The sequence below is a fragment of the Pseudomonas chlororaphis genome (assembly GCA_001023535.1).
Lineage (GTDB): Bacteria > Pseudomonadota > Gammaproteobacteria > Pseudomonadales > Pseudomonadaceae > Aquipseudomonas > Aquipseudomonas chlororaphis_E.
Genome location: CP011020.1, coordinates 1376099 through 1391449, shown reverse-complemented (window position 1 = coordinate 1391449; position 15351 = coordinate 1376099). Strand labels below are relative to the sequence as shown.

10 protein-coding genes are annotated in these 15351 nt (G+C 63.9%); all 10 read left to right on the top strand.

Annotation, left to right across the window (positions count from 1 at the left end):
- The first annotated feature begins 120 nt into the window (after positions 1 to 120).
- The 10 genes from gltB to VM99_05930 all read left to right on the top strand — a co-directional run bounded on the left by gltB (position 121) and on the right by VM99_05930 (position 15351).
- The gene (gltB, locus tag VM99_05975; protein ID AKJ97626.1) at positions 121 to 4569 is read left to right on the top strand and encodes a glutamate synthase; all 4449 of its coding nucleotides are present in this window, start codon (positions 121 to 123) and stop codon (positions 4567 to 4569) included.
- A gap of 33 nt (positions 4570 to 4602) precedes the next feature.
- The gene (locus tag VM99_05970) at positions 4603 to 6021 is read left to right on the top strand and encodes a glutamate synthase (protein AKJ97625.1); all 1419 of its coding nucleotides are present in this window, start codon (positions 4603 to 4605) and stop codon (positions 6019 to 6021) included.
- Positions 6022 to 6274: 253 nt separating this feature from the next.
- Positions 6275 to 7342, top strand: a complete 1068-nt coding sequence (gene hemE, locus VM99_05965) for a uroporphyrinogen decarboxylase (protein AKJ97624.1) — start codon at positions 6275 to 6277, stop codon at positions 7340 to 7342.
- 336 nt (positions 7343 to 7678) lie between these two features.
- A complete protein-coding gene (locus VM99_05960; protein AKJ97623.1) occupies positions 7679 to 9145 on the top strand; it encodes a multidrug transporter in 1467 nt (488 codons plus the stop codon).
- Positions 9146 to 9212: 67 nt separating this feature from the next.
- On the top strand, positions 9213 to 9761 hold the full coding sequence (locus VM99_05955) for a cytochrome B561 (protein AKK01702.1): 549 nt from the start codon (positions 9213 to 9215) through the stop codon (positions 9759 to 9761).
- Positions 9758 to 10285 carry a hypothetical protein gene (locus tag VM99_05950; protein ID AKJ97622.1) on the top strand — a complete coding sequence of 176 codons (528 nt, stop codon included), beginning with the start codon at positions 9758 to 9760 and terminating at the stop codon, positions 10283 to 10285. Before VM99_05955 ends, VM99_05950 begins: the two co-directional genes overlap by 4 nt.
- An 8-nt stretch (positions 10286 to 10293) precedes the next feature.
- Positions 10294 to 12210 carry a general secretion pathway protein GspD gene (locus tag VM99_05945; protein AKK01701.1) on the top strand — a complete coding sequence of 639 codons (1917 nt, stop codon included), beginning with the start codon at positions 10294 to 10296 and terminating at the stop codon, positions 12208 to 12210.
- Positions 12207 to 13679 (top strand): general secretion pathway protein GspE, encoded by a 1473-nt coding sequence (locus VM99_05940; protein AKJ97621.1) that lies wholly within the window; start codon positions 12207 to 12209, stop codon positions 13677 to 13679. Before VM99_05945 ends, VM99_05940 begins: the two co-directional genes overlap by 4 nt.
- 4 nt (positions 13680 to 13683) lie before the next feature.
- Positions 13684 to 14892, top strand: coding sequence for a general secretion pathway protein GspF (locus VM99_05935; GenBank protein AKJ97620.1), 1209 nt, complete (start codon positions 13684 to 13686; stop codon positions 14890 to 14892).
- A 3-nt stretch (positions 14893 to 14895) separates the two neighbouring features.
- Positions 14896 to 15351 carry a secretion system protein G gene (locus VM99_05930; protein AKJ97619.1) on the top strand — a complete coding sequence of 152 codons (456 nt, stop codon included), beginning with the start codon at positions 14896 to 14898 and terminating at the stop codon, positions 15349 to 15351.

Genomic DNA, 15351 nt, shown 5'->3' with positions numbered 1-15351 from the left:
GTGTGTACAATGACCTCCCTTTTGCCCCCGCAAAGCTGGCGTACGTTCGGCGCGGCATGCAACTGGTTGAATTGAAAAGAAATTTGCCTCGATTAGAGGCAGCCTGGTGAGAAAGTGTCTATGAAAGCAGGTCTGTACCAACCAGATGAATTCAAGGATAACTGTGGTTTCGGCCTGATAGCCCATATGCAGGGCGAGCCCAGCCATACCCTTTTGCAAACGGCCATTGAGGCCCTGACCTGCATGACCCACCGCGGTGGGATCAACGCCGACGGCAAGACCGGTGACGGTTGCGGCTTGCTGATTCAAAAGCCTGATGAGTTCCTGCGTGCCATTGCCCAGGAAACGTTTGGCGTGACCCTGCCCAAGCAATACGCCGTGGGCATGGTGTTCTTCAACCAGGACCCGGTGAAGGCACAGGCTGCTCGCGAGAACATGAACCGCGAGATCCTGGCCGCCGGCCTGCAACTGGTTGGCTGGCGCAAAGTGCCGATCGACACCAGCGTCCTCGGCCGCCTGGCCCTGGAGCGCCTGCCGCAGATCGAACAAGTGTTCATCGCCGGCGATGGCCTGAGCGACCAGGAAATGTCGATCAAGCTGTTCAGCTCCCGTCGTCGTTCGTCCGTGGCCAATGCCGCCGACACCGATCACTACATCTGTAGCTTTTCCCACAAGACCATCATCTACAAAGGCCTGATGATGCCGGCGGACCTTACCGCCTTCTATCCGGACCTGAGCGACGAGCGCCTGAAAACCGCGATCTGCGTGTTCCACCAGCGCTTCTCCACCAACACCTTGCCGAAATGGCCGCTGGCCCAGCCATTCCGCTTCCTCGCCCACAACGGCGAGATCAACACCATCACCGGCAACCGCAACTGGGCCCTGGCCCGTCGCACCAAGTTCGCCAACGACCTGATGCCGGACCTCGAAGAGCTCGGCCCGCTGGTCAACCGCGTCGGTTCCGACTCCTCCAGCATGGACAACATGCTGGAGCTGATGGTGACCGGTGGCATCGACCTGTTCCGCGGCGTGCGCATGCTGGTGCCGCCGGCGTGGCAGAACGTCGAGACCATGGACCCGGACCTGCGGGCCTTCTACGAATACAACTCCATGCACATGGAACCGTGGGACGGCCCGGCCGGGATCGTCATGACCGACGGTCGCTACGCCGTGTGCCTGTTGGACCGTAACGGCCTGCGCCCGGCGCGCTGGGTCACCACCACCAACGGTTTCATCACCCTGGCATCGGAAATCGGCGTCTGGAACTACCAGCCGGCGGACGTTATCGCCAAGGGCCGCGTGGGCCCGGGCCAGATCTTCGCCGTGGACACCGAGACCGGCCAGATCCTCGACACCGACGCCATCGACAACCGGCTCAAGTCCCGTCATCCGTACAAGCAATGGCTGCGCAAGAATGCCCTGCGCATCCAGGCGACCATGGAAGACAACGACCATGGTTCGGCGTTCTACGACGTCGACCAGCTCAAGCAATACATGAAGATGTACCAGGTGACGTTCGAAGAGCGTGACCAGGTGCTGCGTCCGCTGGGCGAGCAAGGCTATGAAGCGGTCGGTTCCATGGGTGACGACACGCCGATGGCCGTGCTGTCGCAGCGCGTGCGGACGCCGTACGACTATTTCCGCCAGCAGTTCGCCCAGGTCACCAACCCGCCGATCGACCCGCTGCGTGAAGCGATCGTGATGTCGTTGGAAATCTGCCTGGGCGCCGAGCGCAACATCTTCCAGGAATCGCCGGAGCACGCATCGCGCGTGATCCTCAGCTCGCCGGTCATTTCCCCGGCCAAATGGCGCTCGCTGACCAACCTCGACCGTCCGGGCTTCGAGCGTCAGGTCATCGACCTGAACTACGACGAAAGCATCGGCCTCGAAGCGGCGATCCGCAATGTGGCCGACCAGGCTGAAGAAGCCGCGCGTGCCGGGCGCACCCAGATCGTGCTGAGCGACCGTCACATCGCTCCGGGCAAATTGCCGATCCACGCCTCGCTGGCGACCGGCGCGGTGCACCATCGCCTGACCGAAAAAGGCCTGCGCTGCGACTCCAACATCCTGGTGGAAACCGCCACCGCCCGCGACCCGCATCACTTCGCGGTGCTGATCGGCTTCGGTGCCTCGGCGGTGTACCCGTTCCTGGCCTACGAAGTGCTGGGCGACCTGATCCGGACCGGTGAAGTACTGGGCGACCTCTACGAGGTGTTCAAGAACTACCGCCGCGGCATCACCAAGGGCCTGCTCAAGATCCTCTCGAAGATGGGCATCTCGACCATCGCGTCGTACCGTGGCGCGCAATTGTTCGAAGCCATCGGCCTGTCCGAAGAAGTCTGCGAACTGAGCTTCCGTGGCGTACCAAGCCGCATCAAGGGCGCACGCTTCGTCGACATCGAGGCCGAACAGAAAGCCCTTGCGGCCGAAGCCTGGAGCCCGCGCAAGCCGATCCAGCAGGGCGGCCTGCTGAAGTTCGTCCACGGCGGCGAATACCACGCCTACAACCCGGACGTGGTTAACACCTTGCAAGCGGCCGTGCAACAGGGCGACTACAGCAAGTTCAAGGAATACACCGCGCTGGTGGACAACCGTCCGGTGTCGATGATCCGCGACCTGCTCAAGGTCAAGACGCTCGAGGCGCCGCTGGACGTCAGCGAAGTGGAGCCACTGGAATCGGTGCTCAAGCGCTTCGACTCCGCCGGTATTTCCCTGGGCGCCCTGTCTCCGGAAGCGCACGAAGCCCTGGCTGAAGCCATGAACCGCCTCGGTGCGCGTTCCAACTCCGGCGAAGGCGGCGAAGACCCGGCGCGCTACGGCACCCTTAAGAGTTCGAAAATCAAGCAGGTCGCCACCGGCCGTTTCGGTGTGACACCCGAATACCTGGTCAACGCCGAAGTGCTGCAGATCAAGGTGGCCCAGGGCGCCAAGCCCGGCGAAGGCGGCCAGCTGCCCGGCGGCAAGGTCAACGGCCTGATCGCCAAGCTGCGCTACGCGGTGCCTGGCGTGACCCTGATCTCGCCGCCACCGCACCACGACATCTACTCGATCGAAGACCTGTCGCAACTGATCTTCGACCTCAAGCAGGTGAACCCGCAGGCGCTGGTTTCGGTGAAACTGGTGGCGGAAGCCGGCGTGGGCACCATCGCCGCTGGCGTGGCCAAGGCCTATGCCGACCTGATCACCATCTCCGGCTACGATGGCGGCACCGGCGCATCGCCGCTGACCTCGATCAAGTACGCTGGCGCGCCATGGGAGCTGGGCCTGGCCGAAACTCACCAGACCCTGCGCGGCAACGACTTGCGCGGCAAGGTCCGGGTGCAGACCGATGGCGGCCTGAAAACCGGCCTGGACGTGATCAAGGCCGCGATCCTCGGCGCCGAGAGCTTCGGCTTCGGCACCGCGCCGATGATCGCCCTGGGTTGCAAATACCTGCGCATCTGCCACCTGAACAACTGCGCCACCGGCGTGGCGACCCAGAACGACAAGCTGCGCAAGGACCACTACATCGGCACCGTCGACATGGTGGTGAACTTCTTCACCTACGTGGCCGAAGAAACCCGTGAGTGGCTGGCGAAGCTGGGCGTGCGCTCGCTTGAGGAACTGATCGGTCGTACCGACCTGCTGGAAGTGATCGAAGGCCAGACCGCCAAGCAGCATCACCTGGACCTGAGCCCGTTGCTGGGCAGCGACCTCATCCCGGCGGACAAGCCTCAGTTCTGCCAGGTCGATCGCAACCCGCCGTTCGACAAGGGTGAGTTGGCCGAGAAAATGGTCGAGATGGCCGCTTCGGCGATCAACGACCTGAGCGGTGCCGAATTCGCCTTGGATATCTGCAACTGCGACCGTTCCATCGGCGCGCGGATCTCCGGCGAAATTGCCCGCAAGCACGGCAACCAGGGCATGGCCAAGGCACCGGTGACCTTCCGCTTCAAGGGCACCGCCGGCCAGAGTTTCGGCGTCTGGAACGCCGGCGGCCTGAACATGTACCTCGAAGGCGACGCCAACGACTACGTGGGCAAGGGCATGACCGGCGGCAAGCTGGTCATCGTTCCGCCCAAGGGCAGCGTCTACCGGACCCAGGACAGTGCCATCATCGGCAACACCTGCCTGTACGGCGCCACGGGCGGCAAGCTGTTCGCCGCCGGCACCGCGGGCGAGCGCTTCGCCGTGCGTAACTCCGGTGCCCACACCGTGGTGGAGGGCACCGGGGATCACTGCTGCGAGTACATGACCGGCGGTTTCGTCTGCGTACTGGGCAAGACTGGTTACAACTTCGGCTCTGGCATGACCGGTGGTTTCGCCTACGTGCTCGACCAGGACAACACCTTCGTTGACCGGGTCAACCACGAACTGGTGGAAATCCAGCGGATCAGCGGCGAGGCGATGGAAGCCTACCGCAGCCACCTGCAACGCGTACTGGACGAGTACGTCGAGGAAACCGACAGCGAGTGGGGTCGTGAACTCGCCGAGAACCTCGATGACTACGTGCGCCGCTTCTGGCTGGTCAAGCCGAAGGCTGCCAACCTGAAGTCGTTGCTTTCCAGCACCCGTGCCAACCCGCAGTGATATGCGCCTGAAGAGTTTGATGAGGTTTTAACAATGGCTGAACGTCTGAATAACGACTTCCAGTTCATCGATGTCGGGCGCAAGGATCCGAAGAAGAAACTGTTGCGTCAACGCAAGAAAGAGTTCGTGGAAATCTACGAGCCTTTCAAACCCCAGCAGTCGGCCGACCAGGCCCACCGCTGCCTGGGTTGCGGTAACCCGTACTGCGAATGGAAGTGCCCGGTGCACAACTTCATTCCCAACTGGCTGAAGCTGGTGGCCGAGGGCAACATCCTCCAGGCCGCCGAGCTGTCGCACCAGACCAACACCCTGCCGGAGGTCTGCGGCCGGGTGTGCCCGCAGGACCGCCTGTGCGAGGGGGCCTGCACCCTGAACGACGGGTTTGGCGCGGTGACCATCGGTTCGGTGGAGAAGTACATCACCGACACTGCGTTCGCCATGGGCTGGCGCCCGGACATGTCCAAGGTCAAGCCAACCGGCAAGCGCGTGGCCATCATCGGCGCGGGCCCGGCGGGCCTGGGCTGTGCCGACGTGCTGGTGCGCGGCGGGGTGACCCCCGTGGTGTTCGACAAGAACCCGGAAATCGGCGGCCTGCTGACCTTCGGCATTCCCGAGTTCAAGCTGGAAAAGACCGTGCTGAGCAATCGTCGCGAAGTCTTCACCGGCATGGGCATCGAGTTCCGCCTGAACACCGAGGTGGGCAAGGACGTGACCATGGAGCAACTGCTGGCCGAGTACGATGCGGTCTTCATGGGCATGGGCACCTACACCTACATGAAGGGCGGCTTTGCCGGCGAGGACCTGCCGGGCGTGTACGACGCGCTGGATTTCCTGATCGCCAACGTCAACCGCAACCTGGGCTTTGAAAAGTCGCCGGAAGACTTCGTCGACATGAAGGGCAAGAAGGTCGTGGTACTGGGTGGCGGCGACACGGCGATGGACTGTAACCGCACGTCGATTCGTCAAGGCGCCAAGTCGGTGACCTGCGCCTACCGTCGTGACGAGGCCAACATGCCCGGCTCGCGCAAAGAGGTGAAGAACGCCAAGGAAGAAGGCGTGAAATTCCTCTATAACCGCCAGCCGATTGCGATTGTCGGCGAAGACAAGGTCGAAGGCGTGAAGGTGGTCGAGACCCGTCTCGGCGAACCCGACGCCCGCGGTCGCCGCAGCCCCGAGCCGATCCCCGGATCCGAAGAAATCATCCCGGCCGACGCCGTGGTCATCGCCTTCGGCTTCCGTCCGAGCCCGGCGCCGTGGTTCGAGCAGTTCAGCATCCAGACCGACAGCCAGGGCCGGGTCGTGGCGCCGGAGCAAGGCCAGTACAAGCACCAGACCAGCAACCCGAAGATCTTCGCCGGTGGCGACATGGTCCGTGGTTCCGACCTGGTGGTGACGGCGATCTTCGAAGGCCGTAATGCGGCTGAAGGGATCCTGGATTACCTGGGCGTCTAAGCCGGGATCCTGAGCCAAACGCAATAACCCTGTGGGAGCGAGCTTGCTCGCGAAAGCGGACTATCAGACAACAGCAATGTTGGATGTGCCGGCCCTTTCGCGAGCAAGCTCGCTCCCACAGTCGTTTCTCAGTGTTGCTATCAGCGCATTTGCAGCGCGACAAATTGACCCGATAGACAAAAGGCTGACCTGCATCCGTGCCTTTTGCGTCGCGCTCTGAGAAAATGCCCGCACTTTTTTTCCGGATGCCGACATGACTGCCCTGAAGAACGACCGTTTCCTTCGCGCCCTGCTCAAGCAACCCGTAGACGTCACCCCGGTGTGGATGATGCGCCAGGCGGGTCGCTACCTGCCGGAGTACCGCGCCAGTCGCGCCAAGGCCGGCGACTTCATGAGCCTGTGCATGAACCCGCAGTTCGCCTGCGAAGTCACGTTGCAACCGCTGGACCGTTACCCGCAGCTGGACGCGGCGATCCTGTTCTCCGACATCCTCACCATTCCCGATGCCATGGGCCAGGGCCTGTACTTCGAGACCGGCGAAGGCCCGCGCTTCAAGAAAGTCGTCAGCACCCTGGCCGACATCGAAGCGCTGCCGATTCCCGACCCGCAGAAAGACCTGGGCTACGTCATGGACGCGGTCAGCACCATTCGCCGTGAACTCAACGGCCGTGTGCCGCTGATCGGTTTCTCCGGCAGCCCGTGGACCCTGGCCACCTACATGGTCGAAGGCGGTTCGTCGAAGGACTTCCGCAAGACCAAGGCCATGCTCTACGACAACCCGCAAGCCATGCACCTGCTGCTGGATAAACTGGCGCAGTCGGTGACGTCCTACCTCAATGGCCAGATCCTGGCCGGTGCGCAAGCGGTGCAGATCTTCGACACCTGGGGCGGCAACCTGTCGGCGGCGGCTTACCAGGAGTTCTCCCTGGCCTACATGCGCAAGATCGTCAGCGGCCTGATCCGCGAGCACGAGGGCCGCAAGGTCCCGGTGATCCTGTTTACCAAGAACGGCGGCCTGTGGCTGGAAAGCATCGCCGATGTTGGCGCCGATGCCCTTGGCCTGGACTGGACCTGCGACATCGGCAACGCCCGTGAGCGCGTCGGTCACAAGGTCGCCCTGCAAGGCAACATGGACCCGACCGTGCTGTATGCCAAGCCCGAGGCCATCCGTGCCGAAGTCGCACGTATCCTCGCCAGCTACGGCAGCGGCAGTGGCCACGTGTTCAACCTCGGCCATGGCATCACCCCGGAAGTCGATCCGGAACACGCCGGTGCCTTCCTGAGGGCGGTGCACGAGTTGTCGGCGCAATACCACCCGTAACAGTTGCAACGTTGACCCCAGCCTGTCCGGACCCGTGCCGGACAGGCTTTTTATTGCCCGTTGTTTATCCACTCAACATCAAACTCATTCACGTCTGATGTTTCTGTTTGTTTATGTTGGGTGGCTGTTTCTATGGGTAAGAGATTTCTTTTGTCATGTAAGGGGAAATCGATTCAGAGATCATTCCTTCCCCCTTGGGAGATTTGCCCTACATAGCGAGGTTTCGATTTTCTATAAGGTTTCGGCGCTTGCGAGGTGCGGCGCCAAACGATCCGGCGTGCCTTTCAAGATGACGGTTATACGTCTTTAAATCTCGATGACTAGTCTGGAACTTATATGAAAAACAATTTCAAAACGCGCAGCACATTAACGGGGTGTGCGTCGTCATTGGTTCTATTGTCGGCACTGGCCGCGTCCCAGGGCGTACTTGCCCACGGTTTTCTTGAAGTACCGCCTTCGCGTGCATTTTTGTGCCAGAAAGGTGAAAACAATCATTGTGGTGGCGCGCAATACGAACCTCACAGCACCGGTGAGACGTTCAAGGGTTTCCCGAATGGCGCAGGCGGTGGTCCGCTGCAAGGCCCCATCGACGGCAAGATCGCCAGCGGCGGCAATTCGCTGTTTTCCGCCCTGGATGCGCAGTCTGCTTCTCGCTGGCAACTGACCGAAATCAGGGATCGGGAGATCGACTTCCAATGGCAATACTCCGCCCCGCACCCGGCGACCAAACACGAATATTTCATCACTCGCGACGGCTGGAACCCGAACGAGCCGCTCAAGCGTGCGTCGTTCGACAGCGCTCCGTTCTGCACGGTCGATGGCGCTCATCAGGTTCCAGTGAGTGGCACCAAGCACCACTGCGTGATTCCCGACAGCAAGTCGGGGCATCACGTCATCCTCGCGGTGTGGACGGTGGGCGATACCGACAACGCGTTCTACAACCCGGCGGATGTGAACATCCTCGCCGAAGCGGCATTGCCGGGCGGCTGGTCGCCGGTGGGCAGCATCGCGCCGTCGACCTCGCTGCTGGCGGGTGACAAGGTCAAGGCCCGAGCCTTTTCCGCGACAGGCGAAAACCCGCAGTACAGCGTCGAGATCAGCATCGACAACGCTGAAGAAGGCAAGCCTGAGAACTGGTCGTTCAAACTGGCCGAAGCCATCAACCAGGCCCATGCCCAGATTCGTGCCGGTATCCGCGATGAGGACGGCAACATCACGCCAGTCCAGGGCACCAACAAGCTGTACGCCCAGAAAGAAAGCGGCGTGAGCCGTTATGAAGTGCAACTGGACATGAAGGAAGACGCCAGCGCGAGCATGGCCATCGCGGGCTTGCAGCCGGAGTACGTCCTCGACAAAGGGCGGGTCGGCATGACGTTCGCTGCGCAGACCAACCGCAGGATGAACGTCGAAGCCACGTTGTTCGACGAGAACAACAAGCAGGTCGGTGTCGTGAGCCAGACCGTTGGCGAAGGCAACACCGAGCTGCGTATCGACGTGCGCAGCGCGCCGGGCGCCCACACCCTGACGCTGGTGGGCACCACCGAAGACGGCCGGACCACTCGCCAGCAGACCCAGCCTGTCACCCTCGGCGGTGAAGGCGCGGGCATCGAGTACGACTTCGTCTTCCCGGAAGGCCTCAGTGACTACGCCGCCGGCACGAAAGTGCTGCAGCCGAAAACCGATGAAGTCTTCGAATGCAAGCCGTTCCCGGCCTCCGGCTACTGCAAGCAGTACACGCCGACGGCCAACGGTTTCGAGCCGGGTGTCGGCGCTTCCTGGCAAAGCGCCTGGGACAAGCTGTAAGTCCCGACAGGCATGGCCCCAGGCAATCCGGATGGGCTGCCTGGGGCCTTCAAGCGAGAACGCGATGATGCATTCCTCTCATTACTGTGCGCGGCGGGTGCTGCTGCACTGGCTGTCCGCGGTCATCATTTTATGGGCGTTGGTGTCGGGCTTTTACGTGGCGTATTACCCGGTGTCGGCGGCCACCGAACATTGGGTCGGCTCGCTGAATGTGTCGCTGACTACGTTGTTCATCCCGTTGTTTGCCTGGCGCCTCTGGCTGTTTGTCGGCGCGCTGCAAACCCGGGAACCGACGCCTTCGGTGATCCACCGGCTCGCCCTCGCGGTGCATGCCTCGATCTACCTGGTCATCGGCGTCGTGCTGGTGACCGGGGTACTGATGATGAAAAGCGCCATCAGTGTGTTCGGGCTTTTCCAGCTCCCTCAGCCGCTGGACGATCCGGCGCTGATCGACTGGGCGAACGCGGCCCATGTCGTGTCCTGCGCGGTGTTGTCGCTGCTCATCGTGCTGCATCTTTGCGCCGTGGCCTGGCATGAATTTTCCGGGCGTCGGGTGGTGCGGCGCATGTCCTTTGCACGGCAGCCGGACGCGCCCGTGCAGCGGTCGCCGCGGTGAGCCTTGCCCGTTGGGCCGGCAGCCGTTCAGCGACGGCCTTGCTGGTGCTCGTGCCGCTGCTGTACGCAGGTTGGCTGGTGGAACGTGAGTGGCGTTTTCGCCAGGCGCTGGGTCGGGATATGCCGGTGGTGGCTGCCGCGCCGGCCACGGCCACTCGCGGCTTGCCCAACGTGCAGGCGGTGGCGACCGTGCTTGGCCTGGCCCCCGAAGGTGCCCACGCAGCCAGCGCGGAACCGATGACGTTGCAGGCCAGCTTCGTGGTCGACCAGGGCCTGTCGCGGGCGTTGCTGGCGGATGCGGCGGGGCCGCGCATCTACCAGGTGGGCGAACGCTTGCCCGGTGGCAGCGTGTTGCGCCGGGTCGAACCCGGCCACGTGATGTTGTGGCGCAACGGGCGCGAAGAACGCCTGGCCCTGCAACCGGCGACCCCGCCGCTGTTGCGCCAGGTGGCTGCCGAACCGCCGCGCCAGGCCACGCTGCCTTCCTCGCAATACCTACGCCCGGTCGCCGGGCAAACAGAGTGATCGAATTGATGAACAGTTTTATCCGGGGCCCCGTATCGCGCGTCCTGTTCTGCCTTGCCGTGTGCGGCCCGCTGGCCTTTGCCGGCTCATTGCGGGCCGAGGAAACCCATTGGCAACTGGCGATGAACAATGCCGAATTGCGTGACGTGGTCGAGGAAATCTCGGCAATCCTGGGCAAGACCGTGGTGCTTGATCCCAGAGTGTCCGGGCGCATTACCGTCATGTCGCGCCAGGCACTGGACCGCGAAGGCGTGCGCCGGTTGTTCTATTCGGTGCTCGATGCACACAACTTCACGGTGATCGATGAAGGTGAACGGATCCTGATCACCCCGGTCGCCGAGGCCAAGACCCGGGCCGGCGCCAGCGACGCCAACAGCGCCACGCCATCGCAATTCGTGACCCGGGTCCTGGACTTGCATTCGAGCATTGCCGCCGATGTCGCCGGGTTGGTCCGTCCGCTGGTGTCGGTCAATGGCTACGTCGGGCCTTCGGTTTCCTCCAACGCGCTGGTGGTCACCGACACCGCCGCCAACGTCCAGCGCATTGCCGGGGTCGTGGCGCAGTTGGACGCCGGGCGTAACCGCAATCACGTGGTGCTGCCCCTGCGCCATGCCCAGGCCGTGGACATCGCGCCGGTAATGGAAGCCGCCACCGGCAAGCGCGACGGCGACACGGCGGGCCTGGTGATTGCCGACGCGCGCAGCAATCGCCTGGTGATCATCGGCGCGCCGGCGGTGCGCCAGCGCCTGGCGGACCTGGCCCGGACCCTCGACGTGCCAGCGGCCGCCTCCCAGGGCAACGCGCGGGTCATCCGCCTGCGCCACAGCGATGCCAAGCAACTGGCCCAGGTGCTGGAAGCGGTCGGCCAGGACCGGAAAAACACGCCCGCTCTGGCCGGCCAGCGGGAAAACGCCGCCAATGGTGGCTTCATGATCAAGGCCGACGAAAGCCAGAACGCCTTGGTGCTGCTCGCCGAGCCGGCCCAGGTGCGCACGGTGGAAAACATCGTCCGGGAACTGGATCAACCGCGCGCCCAGGTGCTCATCCACGCGGCCATCGTCGAGATCACCGGGGACATCGCCGAGGCCCTGGGGGTGCAATGGGGCCTCAAGAGCGGCAGTGCCACAGGCTTCATCAATTTTCCCGGCACCAAGGTGCCGATCTTCGGCGGGCTGGATGCCGATGCACTGAAAAGCGCGCCAGAAGGCGCGGTCCTGCAGTTGGGGAGTGATCGCTTCGGTGCACTGGTCTCGGCATTGGCGAGCAATACCCACAGCAACCTGCTGTCCACGCCCAGCCTGTTGACCCTGGATAACCAGGAGGCGGAAATCATCGTCGGCCAGAACGTCCCCTTCAAGACGGGTTCCTACGCTACTAGCGGCAACGGCGCCGACAACCCGTTCACCACCGTGGAGCGCAAGGACGTCGGCATCAGCCTCAAGGTCAAGCCGTACATCAACGAAGGTTCCACCCTGCGCCTGGAGGTCCAGCAGGAAGTCTCGGACATCGCCCCCTCGGTCACCGGCGTGGACTCATCCGACCTGATCACCAACAAGCGCGCCTTGAAGAGCACGATCCTGGCGGACGACGGCGAGATCATCGTCATTGGCGGGCTGATCCGCGACAGCGTACGTACCGAGGAAAGCGGCGTGCCGTTGCTGCGCAGCATTCCGTACCTGGGCGCGCTGTTTCGCTGGACCCGCGACACCCAGACCAAAAGCAACCTGATGGTCTTCCTGCGTCCCACCATCGTGCGTAACAACGAAGACCTGGCCGATGTCAGCCGGCAGCGCTACGACGCGTTGCGTGAGCTGAGCAAGCCCGGCTCGCGGCAGAACAATTCGCTGTTGCTGCCCCGGGACGCGCGCCAGTTGTTCGAGGCGTCGGAGACGTCCGCGGGCACCGCGCAGGCGGGTGACTTGTGAGTGACCCGCAGGCCGTGTTGCCCTTTGGTTTTGCCAGGCGCTTCGGCGTGCTGCTGGAAGGCGCGGGGCCGACCTTGAGCCTGGTGATGCGCCGCGATGCGGCGCTGACCGCGATTGCCGAAGTGCGACGCCTGTGTGGTCGGGAATTGCCGATCCAGGTGCTTGAGCCGGCACTGTTCGCGGTGCGCCTGGCCAGTGTCTACCGCCAGGGCCAGAGCGCCGCCGAGCAGGTTGCCCAAGGCCTGGACGAAGAACTGGACCTGCTCAGCCTGGCCGACCAGGTGCCACAGACCACCGACCTGCTGGAGCAACAGGGTGATGCGCCGATCATTCGGCTGATCAACGCCTTGCTCAGCGAGGCGGTTCGCGAGCACGCCTCGGACGTGCACCTGGAGACGTTCGAGCAATACCTGTCGGTGCGCATGCGCATCGACGGTCAGTTGCAGGAAATGCTGCGCCCGCGCCGGGAGCTGGCGAGCCTGCTGGTGTCGCGAATCAAGGTCATGGCCCGGTTGGACATCGCCGAGAAACGCGTGCCCCAGGACGGACGCATCGCCTTGCGCCTGGCCGGGCACGAAGTCGATGTGCGGGTCTCGACCCTGCCCTCGGCCCACGGCGAGCGCGTGGTGCTGCGCCTGCTCGACAAGCAGGCCGGACGCCTGGACGTGCTGCGCCTGGGCCTGCCCGACGACACCCTGGCGAGCCTGCGGCAATTGCTCGGCAAGCCCCATGGCATCGTGTTGGTCACCGGCCCCACCGGGTCGGGGAAAACCACCAGCCTGTACGCCGCGTTGAGCAGCCTCAACGACCAGAGCCGCAATATCCTCACCGTCGAAGACCCGATCGAATATCACCTGCCGGGCATCGGCCAGATGCCGGTCAACCCGAAGGTCGACATGACCTTCGCCCGTGGCTTGCGGGCGATCCTGCGCCAGGACCCGGACGTGGTGATGGTTGGCGAAATACGCGACCGCGAGACCGCCGAAATTGCCGTCCAGGCGTCCCTGACCGGGCACCTGGTGCTCTCCACGCTGCACACCAATACCGCCGTCGGTGCGGTCACGCGGCTGGTGGACATGGGGGTGGACGCCTACCTGCTGGCATCGTCCCTGGCCGGCATCGTCGCCCAGCGCTTGCTGCGCAGGTTATGCCCGTCCTGCAAGGTGCCCTACGTGGCCGATGCCGCCACCTGCCAGCGCCTGGGGCTGGCTGCAACGGCCGCGCCCCGGCTGTTCAAGGCCCGGGGCTGCGAGCAATGCCAGAAAGGCTATCGCGGCCGTTTCGGTATCTATGAGCTGGTGACGGTGAGCAGCCCGTTTTCGCAACTGATTCATCAGGGCGCCACCGAGCAAGCGCTGGCGAGCGAGGCGCGCAAGACCTCCCGCAGCTTGTTCCAGGACGGCCGCCAACGGGTCCTGGAAGGCCTGACCAGCGTCGATGAACTGTTGCGCGTCACCCAGGAGGATTAGCCCGATGCCGACCTTCGATTATCGGGCCGAAGATGCCCAGGGCCGACGCTGCAAGGGCCGAGTGGAGGCTGACAGCGCCCGTCAGGCCCGGCAGTTGTTGCGCGAACGCGGCTTGCTGCCCTGGGAACTGCACGAAGGCGGGGAACGGCGAACCTTGCGCAGCCGTTATGCCGGATCGCGCTTGAGCCCGGCCGAGCTGGCCTTGCTGACATTGCAACTGTCCACCTTGATTCAGGCCGGCCTGCCCCTTGAAGAATCGCTGGCGGCGGTGGCGCAACAGAACCAGAAACGTCGTGTTGTCCAACTGCTGTCGGCGGTGCGTGGCCGGGTGATGGAAGGGCATGCGCTGGCGACGGCCCTGCGGGCGTTTCCCCAGGCGTTTCCCGAGCTGTTCTGCGCCACGGTGGCGGCGGGCGAGCAGTCCGGTCATCTCGGCCAGGTGCTGGAGCAACTGGCGAGCTACACCCAGGCGCGCCAGGCGTCGCGCCAGCGCATTCAACTGGCGTTGGTGTACCCGCTGATCCTGCTGCTGGCCTGCGTCGCGATCGTCGCCTTCCTGCTGGGCTACGTGGTGCCGGACGTGGTGAAGATCTTCATCGACAGCGGCCAGCCGCTGCCCTGGCTGACCCAGGCGCTGATCGCCGTGAGCGATGGCTTGCGCCGCCACGGCCTGTGGCTGTTCGCGGCGTTGCTCGGGCTCGTGGCGGTGTGGCGCTGGAGCTTGCGTCAACCGGCGTGGCGCCTGCGCTGGCATCGGTTGCTGTTGCGGCTGCCGTTGTTGGGCGAGGTGTTGCGGGCGATGGAAGCGGCGCGGTTCGCCAGCACCCTGGCGATCCTCAGTAAGAGCGCGGTGCCCCTGGTTGACGCCTTGCACATTGCCGCGCAGGTCATCGGCAACCTGACGATTCGCGCGCGCATTGCCGACGTCGCCCGCTCGGTCCGCGAGGGTGGGACGCTGACCCGCGGCCTGGAACGCGGCGGCGATATCCCGCCGCTGATGCTGCACATGATCGCCAGCGGCGAGCGGGCCGGTGAGCTCGACAGCATGCTGGCCCGCGCCGCCGAGCAACAGGAAGCCAGCCTCGCGGCGCGGATTGCCCTGGTGGTGAGCCTTTTCGAACCGGCCATGTTGGTGTTGATGGGCGGCGTCGTGCTGCTGATCGTCATGGCCATCCTCCTGCCTATCTTGAGCCTCAACCAATTGGTGAATTGACCCATGCACTCTCCAGACAACCGAGCGGTACCTCTTCAACGTGGCTTCACCCTGATTGAAATCATGGTGGTGGTGGTCATCATCGGCGTGCTCGGCGCCATCGTGGTGCCGCAGTTCATGAGCCGCCCCGACCAGGCCAAGGCCACGGCGGCGCGGACCGACATCCAGGCCATCGCCACGGCGCTGGAAATGTACCGGCTCGACAACTTCCAGTACCCCTCGACCCAACAGGGCCTCGAAGCGCTGAGCAAGCGTCCGGGAGGCACGCCCGCGCCGCGGAACTGGAACCCCCAGGGGTATCTGAAGAGCCTGCCGATCGATCCGTGGGGCACGCCTTACCAGTACCTCAGTCCGGGCCTCAGGTCGTTGGACGGCAGCTATGACCTGTATTCGCTGGGCGCCGATGGCGCACCGGGTGGCGATGGGCTGGCGGCCGACATCGGCAACTGGACCGAATGA

Bases quoted from the DNA above. Each gene is read 5' to 3' on its own strand.
- gltB (AKJ97626.1), top strand. From the start codon at position 121: ATGAAAGCAGGTCTGTACCAACCAGATGAATTCAAGGATAACTGTGGT.
- VM99_05970 (AKJ97625.1), top strand. From the start codon at position 4,603: ATGGCTGAACGTCTGAATAACGACTTCCAGTTCATCGATGTCGGGCGC.
- VM99_05955 (AKK01702.1), top strand. From the start codon at position 9,213: ATGCATTCCTCTCATTACTGTGCGCGGCGGGTGCTGCTGCACTGGCTG.
- VM99_05930 (AKJ97619.1), top strand. From the start codon at position 14,896: ATGCACTCTCCAGACAACCGAGCGGTACCTCTTCAACGTGGCTTCACC.
- VM99_05960 (AKJ97623.1), top strand. From the start codon at position 7,679: ATGAAAAACAATTTCAAAACGCGCAGCACATTAACGGGGTGTGCGTCG.
- hemE (AKJ97624.1), top strand. From the start codon at position 6,275: ATGACTGCCCTGAAGAACGACCGTTTCCTTCGCGCCCTGCTCAAGCAA.
- VM99_05945 (AKK01701.1), top strand. From the start codon at position 10,294: ATGAACAGTTTTATCCGGGGCCCCGTATCGCGCGTCCTGTTCTGCCTT.
- VM99_05935 (AKJ97620.1), top strand. From the start codon at position 13,684: ATGCCGACCTTCGATTATCGGGCCGAAGATGCCCAGGGCCGACGCTGC.